The following is a 7,415-nucleotide window of genomic DNA, read 5'->3' as shown; positions in this document are numbered from 1 at the left end:
TCGGACCAGCCGCTCCCGAACCGCCTCCACCGGCAGCGACACCGACACCATGCCGCCACGACCCGACAACGCCCGCAGAGCCTTACTCCGCAACGCCACCACCCTCGCGCCGTCCTCCAACGACAACGCACCCACCACACACGCCGCCGCAATCTCACCCTGCGAATGACCAATAACAGCGGCAGGCTCGACACCGTACGAACGCCACACCTCCGCCAACGACACCATCACCGCCCACAACACCGGCTGCACCACATCCACCCGCTCCAACTCCGCCGCAACACCCTCACCACCCCGCAACACATCCACCAACGACCACTCCACGAACGGCGCCAACGCCGCCGCACACTCCCCCACCCGCTCCGCGAACACCGGCGAAGACTCCAACAACCCCGCCGCCATCCCCACCCACTGCCACCCCTGACCAGGGAAAACCAACACCACACGACCATCAGCACCCGCAACCACACCCTGGGTCAGCCCCGCGACGCTGCTACCCTCCGCCAGCGCGCTCAGGCCCTCGACCAGAGCCGCGCGATCGGATCCCAGCAGCACCGCCCGGCGTTCGAAGGCGGTACGCGTCGTCGCCAGGGAGAGTCCGATATCGATGGGCTCCGTCTCCGGCCGTGCGTCCAGGTGGGCGAGCAGCCGTTCCGCCTGGGTCCGCAGGGCGCTCTCGGACTTCGCCGAGACCAGCCACGGCACGATGCCGAACGGCAACTGCCCAGCTGACTCCGGAGCTTCAGCATCCTGGTCGGCCGCGGGCTCCTGCTCCAGGATGATATGTGCGTTGGTGCCGCTGATGCCGAACGACGAGACACCCGCCCGGCGAGGCTCGTCGCCCTCCGGCCACGGCGTGGCCTCGGTGAGCAACCTGACCGCACCCGCCGACCAGTCCACGTGCGGCGACGGCTCGTCGACATGCAGGGTCCGCGGCAGCAGCCCGTGCCGCATCGCCTGCACCATCTTGATGATGCCGGCCACACCCGCCGCGGCCTGCGTATGGCCGATGTTGGACTTGATGGAGCCGAGCCACAGCGGCCGGTCCTCGGGCCGATCCTGCCCGTATGCCGACAGCAGTGCCTGCGCCTCGATCGGATCGCCCAGCGTGGTGCCCGTGCCATGCGCCTCGACGGCGTCCACCTGCTTGGCGGAGAGCTTGGCGTCGGCCAGGGCCTGGCGGATCACCCGCTGCTGGGACGGCCCGTTGGGGGCCGTGAGCCCGTTGCTCGCACCGTCCTGGTTGATGGCCGAGCCGCGTACCACCGCCAGCACCGGATGGCCGTTGCGCCGCGCGTCCGACAGCCGCTCCAGCAGCAGCATGCCCACACCCTCGCCCCAGCCCGTGCCATCCGCGGCCGCCGCGAACGGCTTGCACCGGCCGTCCGGCGCGAGACCCCGCTGACGGCTGAACTCCACGAAGGTTCCGGGAGTGGACATCACCGTGACGCCGCCCGCGAGGGCGAGTGTGCACTCCTGACGCCGAAGGGCCTGGCCGGCCCAGTGCAGGGCCACCAGGGACGAGGAGCACGCCGTGTCGACCGTGACCGCGGGGCCCTCAAGACCCAATGTGTAAGCCACCCGGCCGGAGGCGATACTGCCCGCGGTGCCATTGCCCAGGTAGCCCTCCACACCTGCGGGTAGCGACGTCAGACCGGTGCCGTAGTCGTGATACATCACACCGGTGAAGACACCGGTCTTGCTGCCCCGCACCGACTCCGGGTCGATACCCGCCCGCTCGAACGCCTCCCAGGCCGTCTCAAGCAGCAGCCGCTGCTGCGGGTCGGTCGCGAGCGCCTCGCGCGGGGACATCCCGAAGAACGCCGGATCGAACTCACCGGCGCCGAGCAGGAATCCGCCCTCACGCGCATAGCTCTTGCCGACCGCGCCCGGGTCGGGGTCGTACAGCCCCTCCACATCCCAGCCACGGTCCTGGGGGAAGCCCGAGATGGCGTCCTCGCCGGTGGCCACCGACCGCCACAGCTCCTCGGGCGAGCGCAGCCCGCCCGGGTAGCGGCAGCTCATCGCCACGATCGCGATCGGCTCGTGGTCCGCGGATTCCGCTTCCTCGAGGCGCTGACGCGTCTGGTGGAGTTCGGCAATGACTCGCTTGAGGTAATCCCGGAGTTTGTCTTCGTTGCTCATCGCGCTTTCCCAATCACAAGACTGTCGGCAAATTGCGGAGGGTTACCGCTTCGCGGAGGGTTATTGCTTCAGAGAATTCCGAGATCCTCTTCCACCATTTTGAAGAGTTCGCCATCCGTCGCCGATTCGAGTTGGTCGACGAGAGCAGCAGCGTTGCCGTTCGGGACTTCCCGTGCGTCGCCGTACTTTGCCAAGAGCTCCCGCAGGCGTGACACCACATCCGTGCGGCCGATCTCCTCCCAGGTCATCGTCGACAGACCGGCTTCGAGCTGATCGAGGCCCACGGATACGGGCACCGAAGTGGCCGCGGGCCCGACGTCCCGCGACAGCTCGCGATGGAGGTGCTGGGACAACGCGGTGGGGGTGGGGTGGTCGAAGACCAGTGTCGCGGTCAGACGCAGGCCGGTCACCGTGCCGAGTCGATTGCGCAATTCCACCGCAGTCAGCGAATCGAACCCGAAATCCTTGAACGCGCGGCCCGGTTCCACGGTTTCCGGGCCGCCGTGGCCCAGCACTGCGGCGACATTCCGCCGTACCGTGTCCAGCACCAGGCGTTCCCCTTCCGCATACGAGGCTCCGGCCAGGCGTGCCCGCAACGCCTCCGCCGCTCCAGCAGGCCCGGCGGAGTCCGCTGCCGCCGCCCGGCGGGCAGGCAGACGCACCAACTCTCGTAGTACGTAAGGAACTTCGACCATTTTTTCGTGTACTGCGGACCTCCAGACCGTCGTGTTCAGCCGCGCGGCGGCGACGACCGGGCCATCGCTCGCACACGCGGCGTCGAAGAGTGCGAGTCCCTCGGCCGAGGACAGGGCGGAGATGCCGACCTGGTCCATCCGCCGCCTGTCCACCTCGGCCAGCCCCGCCGTCATCCCGCTGCGTTCCTCCCACAGGCCCCAGGCCAGCGACAGGCTGGGGAGACCGTGGGCACGGCGCTGTGTGACGAGCGCGTCGAGGAAGGCGTTTGCGGCGGCGTAGTTGCCCTGCCCGGCGGCCCCGAACATGCCCGCCACCGAGGAGAAGACCACAAACGCCGACAGGTCGAGCCCGGCCGTCAGCTCATGCAGGGCGAGGGCCGCCTCCGCCTTCGGTCGCAGCACCGTGTCCAGCCGTTCCGGAGTCAACGACGCGATCACACCGTCGTCCAGGACGGCGGCGGCGTGGACAACGCCCTTCAGCGGATGCGCGGCGGGGATGTCCGACAACACCGCGCGGAGGGCGTCCCGGTCGGCCACATCACAGGCGGCCCAGGCCACCGACGCACCCGCCGAGGACAGCTGCTCCGCCAGCTCGGCCGCGCCCTCGGCCGCCGGGCCCCTGCGGCTGAGCAGCACCAGATGGCGCACACCGTGTTCGGCCACCAGGTGCCGGGCGAGCAGACCGCCCAGGGTGCCGCCGGCCCCGGTGATGAGGACCGTACCTTCGGAGTCCCATGTCGCCGAAGCGCCACGTTCCCCCGGCTCCTCGGCTCGGACCAGCCTCGCCGACAGTACGCGCCCGTCGCGCACGGCCAACTGCGGCTCGCCCGAGGCGAGGGCGGCGGCCAGCGGAACGGAGCCGAGTTCCTCGGGATCGTCCACGTCCAGGAGAACCAGTCGCCCGGGGTGTTCGGCCTGTGCGGAGCGCACCAGGCCCCATACCGCCGCCCCTGCCAGATCGTCCACGCTCTCGGTGGAGGAGGTGGCCACGGCACCCCGAGTGGTGATGACCAGCCGGGAGTCGGCGAACCGGTCTTCGGCCAGCCACTCCTGCACCCACTCCAGCGCCCGGTGCGCCGCGCCACCTACGCCGCGGCGGGCATCGCCACCGGGGTCGATCGCGGAGGCCGGCAGCACCCACTCGGGCAGGGGCTCGCCCTCGGCGCCGGACCGGGCCAGGGTCTCCAGATCGGGGTGTGTGGGCACCTGCCAGTCCGCCGACCGCAACGCCACGGCAAGGTCGCCGTCCTCCTCGCCGATCAGCGCACAGCGGTCGGTGGCCGGTGCGTCGGCCGCGAGTGGCATGGCGTTCCACCGCAACTGGAACAGCGACTCATGCGAGGCGCCCCGCGCGGCGCCGATCTGCTCGGCGGAGACCGGACGTGTCACCAGCTCCGCCACCGAGGCCATCAACCGACCTGTCTCATCGGCCACGGTCAGCGATAGACCGTCGGCCCCAGCCGCCGTCAGCCGTACGCGGATCGTGGTCGCGCCGATGAGGTGCACCGACACCCCGTTCCAGGCGAACGGCAAGCGAACCTGCTCCGCGTCCGAGGTCACCAGGCCGCCGGGGCCCGCCATATGCAGGGCGGCGTCGAGCAACGCCGGGTGCACACGGAACCGCGCCGCGTCCGGCCACTGCTCTTCCGCCAGCGCCACCTCGGCCAACACCTCGCCTTCGCGCCGCCAGGCGGCCCGCACGCCCTGGAACGCCGGTCCGTACCCGAGCCCACCCAGCGCGAAGCGCTCGTACATGCCGCTGATGTCGACCGCTTCGGCATCCGCGGGCGGCCACACACTCAGCTCGGCCGAGAGCGCCGACTCCGACTCCTCGGCCTGGGTCAGAACGCCGGTGGCATGACGTGTCCAGGGTTGGTCCTCATCGCCGGATTCCTGCCGGGAGTGGACGGTGACGGGTCGACGGCCGTCGTCATCGGCTCCGGCAACCATCACCTGGAGCTGGATCGCACCGCGTTCGGGAAGGACAAGGGGTGCTTCCAGCACCAGATCGTCCACCTGGCCACATCCGAAACGGCTTCCGGCGTGCAGCGCCAGATCCACGAACGCCGTCCCCGGCACCACCACCGAGCCCAGCACGGCGTGGTCGGCCAGCCAGGCGTGCGTACGCGCGGACAGCCGGCCGGTGAACAGGCAGCCGTCGGAGTCGGGCAGCCGCACCGCGGCACCGAGCAGGGGATGCTCCTCGGACCTCAGCCCGGCCGATGCCACGTTGCCCACCGCCCCACCGGCCTCGAGCCAGTACCGCTTCCGCTGGAAGGCGTAGGTCGGCAGCTCCACGTGCCGTATGGAGGTGGGCGCGAGCAACGCCGTCCAGTCCACCTGCGCGCCACGGACGAAGATCCGAGCCAGTGCCTCCTGGAGCGTGGCCAGCTCGTCCCGGCCGCTGCGAAGCGCTGCGACGAATTCGATGTCCGGCGCACACTCCTGTCCCATCCCGGAGAGCACACCGTCCGGACCCAGCTCCAGGGAGGTCGTCACACCCGCTTCCGCGAAAGCCGCCATGCCGTCGGCGAAACGCACGGTCTCGCGGACATGCCGCACCCAGTACTCGGCCGAGCACAGCGCCTCGGGATCCGCCACCCCGCCCGTCACGTTCGACACGACGGGGATGCGCGGAGGCGCGTACGACAGCCCCTCCGCCACCTGGCGGAAGTCGGCCAGCATGGGCTCCATCAAGGGTGAGTGGAAGGCATGCGAGACTCGCAACCGCTTCGTCTTGACGCCCTCGGCCTCCAGAATCCCGGCAACCTCGGACACCGCCGCCTCAGCACCGGAAATCACGGTCGAACGCGGCCCGTTGACCGCCGCCAGACTCACCTCGGCCTCACGATCGGCCAGCAACGGGAGGACATCCGCCTCGGCGGCCTGCACCGAAACCATCACGCCACCCGACGGCAGCTGCTGCATCAACCGCCCACGAGCCGCCACCAACACACACGCATCGTCAAGCGACAACACACCCGCCACATACGCCGCCACCAGCTCTCCGATGGAATGCCCGGCCACAAAATCCGGCCGTACACCCCACGACTCGACCAGCCGGAACAGCGCCACCTCCACCGCGAACAACCCACACTGCGTAAACGCCGTCTCATCCAGCCCCTCCACATCCCCGTCGATCACCTCCCGCAAAGGACGCTCCAGCAGTCCGTCAAACCGCCCGCAGACCTCATCGAACGCCTCCGCGAACACCGGGAACGCCTCATACAACTCCCAGCCCATCCCAACCCGCTGGCTGCCCTGCCCCGAGAACACAACCGCCGACTTTCCCGACACCACCGAACCCCGCACCACACCAGCCGCCGGTACGTCGTCCACCACGGCTTCCAACCCGGCCATGAAGCCCTGGTGGTCACCGGCCAGCACCACTGCCCGGTGCTCGAACACCGAGCGTGTGGTCACCAGCGACGAGGCCACGTCCACGGCCGACGGCACGGCGTCCGTCTCGTCACGCACGGACGACAGCAGCCGCTCCGCCTGCGCCCGCAGCGCACCCTCGGACTTCGCCGACACCACCCACGGCACCAGCCCCGACATCTCGGGCCCGGCCACGCGCTCGGCGACGCGCATCTCCTCGGGGGCCTGCTCCACGATCACATGCGCGTTGGTCCCGCTGGCGCCGAAGGAGGAAACACCGGCGCGCCTCGGGTGGCCCGTCTCCGGCCATTCCGCCGAGTCGGTGAGCAGCCGCACCGCGCCCTCGGTCCAGTCAACATGCGGTGACGGCTCATCGACGTGCAGGGTCTTCGGCAGTACGCCGTGCCGCATCGCCAGCACCATCTTCATCACACCCGCCACACCCGCGGCCGCCTGCGTATGGCCGATGTTCGACTTGATCGAGCCGAGCCACAGCGGTCGCTCCTCGGCGCCCCGTTCCCGCCCGTAAGTCGACAGCAGTGCCTGTGCCTCGATGGGATCGCCGAGTGTCGTACCCGTGCCGTGTGCCTCCACGGCGTCCACGTCGGCGGTCGACAGCCCAGCACTCGCCAGCGCGGCCCGAATGACCCGCTGCTGGGAAGGGCCGTTGGGGGCCGTCAGCCCGTTGGACGCGCCGTCCTGATTGACGGCGGACCCGCGGACGACGGCGAGCACCCGGTGGCCGTTGCGCCGTGCGTCCGAGAGCCGCTCCAGCAGCAGCATGCCGACGCCCTCGGAGAACCCCGTGCCGTCCGCGGCCCCCGCGAACGCCTTGCACCGTCCGTCGGCCGACAGCCCACGCTGACGGCTGAACTCCACGAACAGCGCGGGGGTCGACATCACCGTCACACCACCGGCGAGCGCGAGCGAGCACTCCCCCTGGCGCAGCGACTGAGCCGCGAGATGCAGCGCCACCAGCGACGACGAGCAGGCCGTGTCCACCGTCACCGCGGGTCCTTCGAAACCGAAGGTGTAGGAGACGCGGCCCGAGGCGATGCTGCCGGCGGTGCCGTTGCCGATATAGCCCTCGACTCCTTCCGGCACCGTGGCCGAGCCGTAGTCGTGGTGCATGATTCCGGCGAAGACGCCGGTCTGGCTGCCGCGCACCGAGGCCGGGTCGATACCGGCCCGCTCCAG

2 protein-coding genes are annotated in these 7,415 nt (G+C 70.2%); both read right to left on the bottom strand.

Translation table 11 applies throughout. From position 1 onward, the window contains the following. Window positions 1-2,145: type I polyketide synthase (locus tag NQU54_RS47705; protein WP_257636513.1), on the bottom strand; the 2,145-nt coding region annotated here is incomplete at its 3' end. 68 nt (window positions 2,146-2,213) lie between these two features. Continuing rightward, on the bottom strand, window positions 2,214-7,415 hold a 5,202-nt coding region (locus NQU54_RS47700; protein ID WP_257636512.1), incomplete at its 5' end, for a type I polyketide synthase.

It is taken from the genome of Streptomyces malaysiensis subsp. samsunensis, assembly GCF_024519315.1.
GTDB classification, from domain to species: domain Bacteria; phylum Actinomycetota; class Actinomycetes; order Streptomycetales; family Streptomycetaceae; genus Streptomyces; species Streptomyces malaysiensis.
The sequence above is the reverse complement of the archived record's forward strand: the minus strand, read 5'-3'. Positions and strand labels throughout refer to the sequence as shown.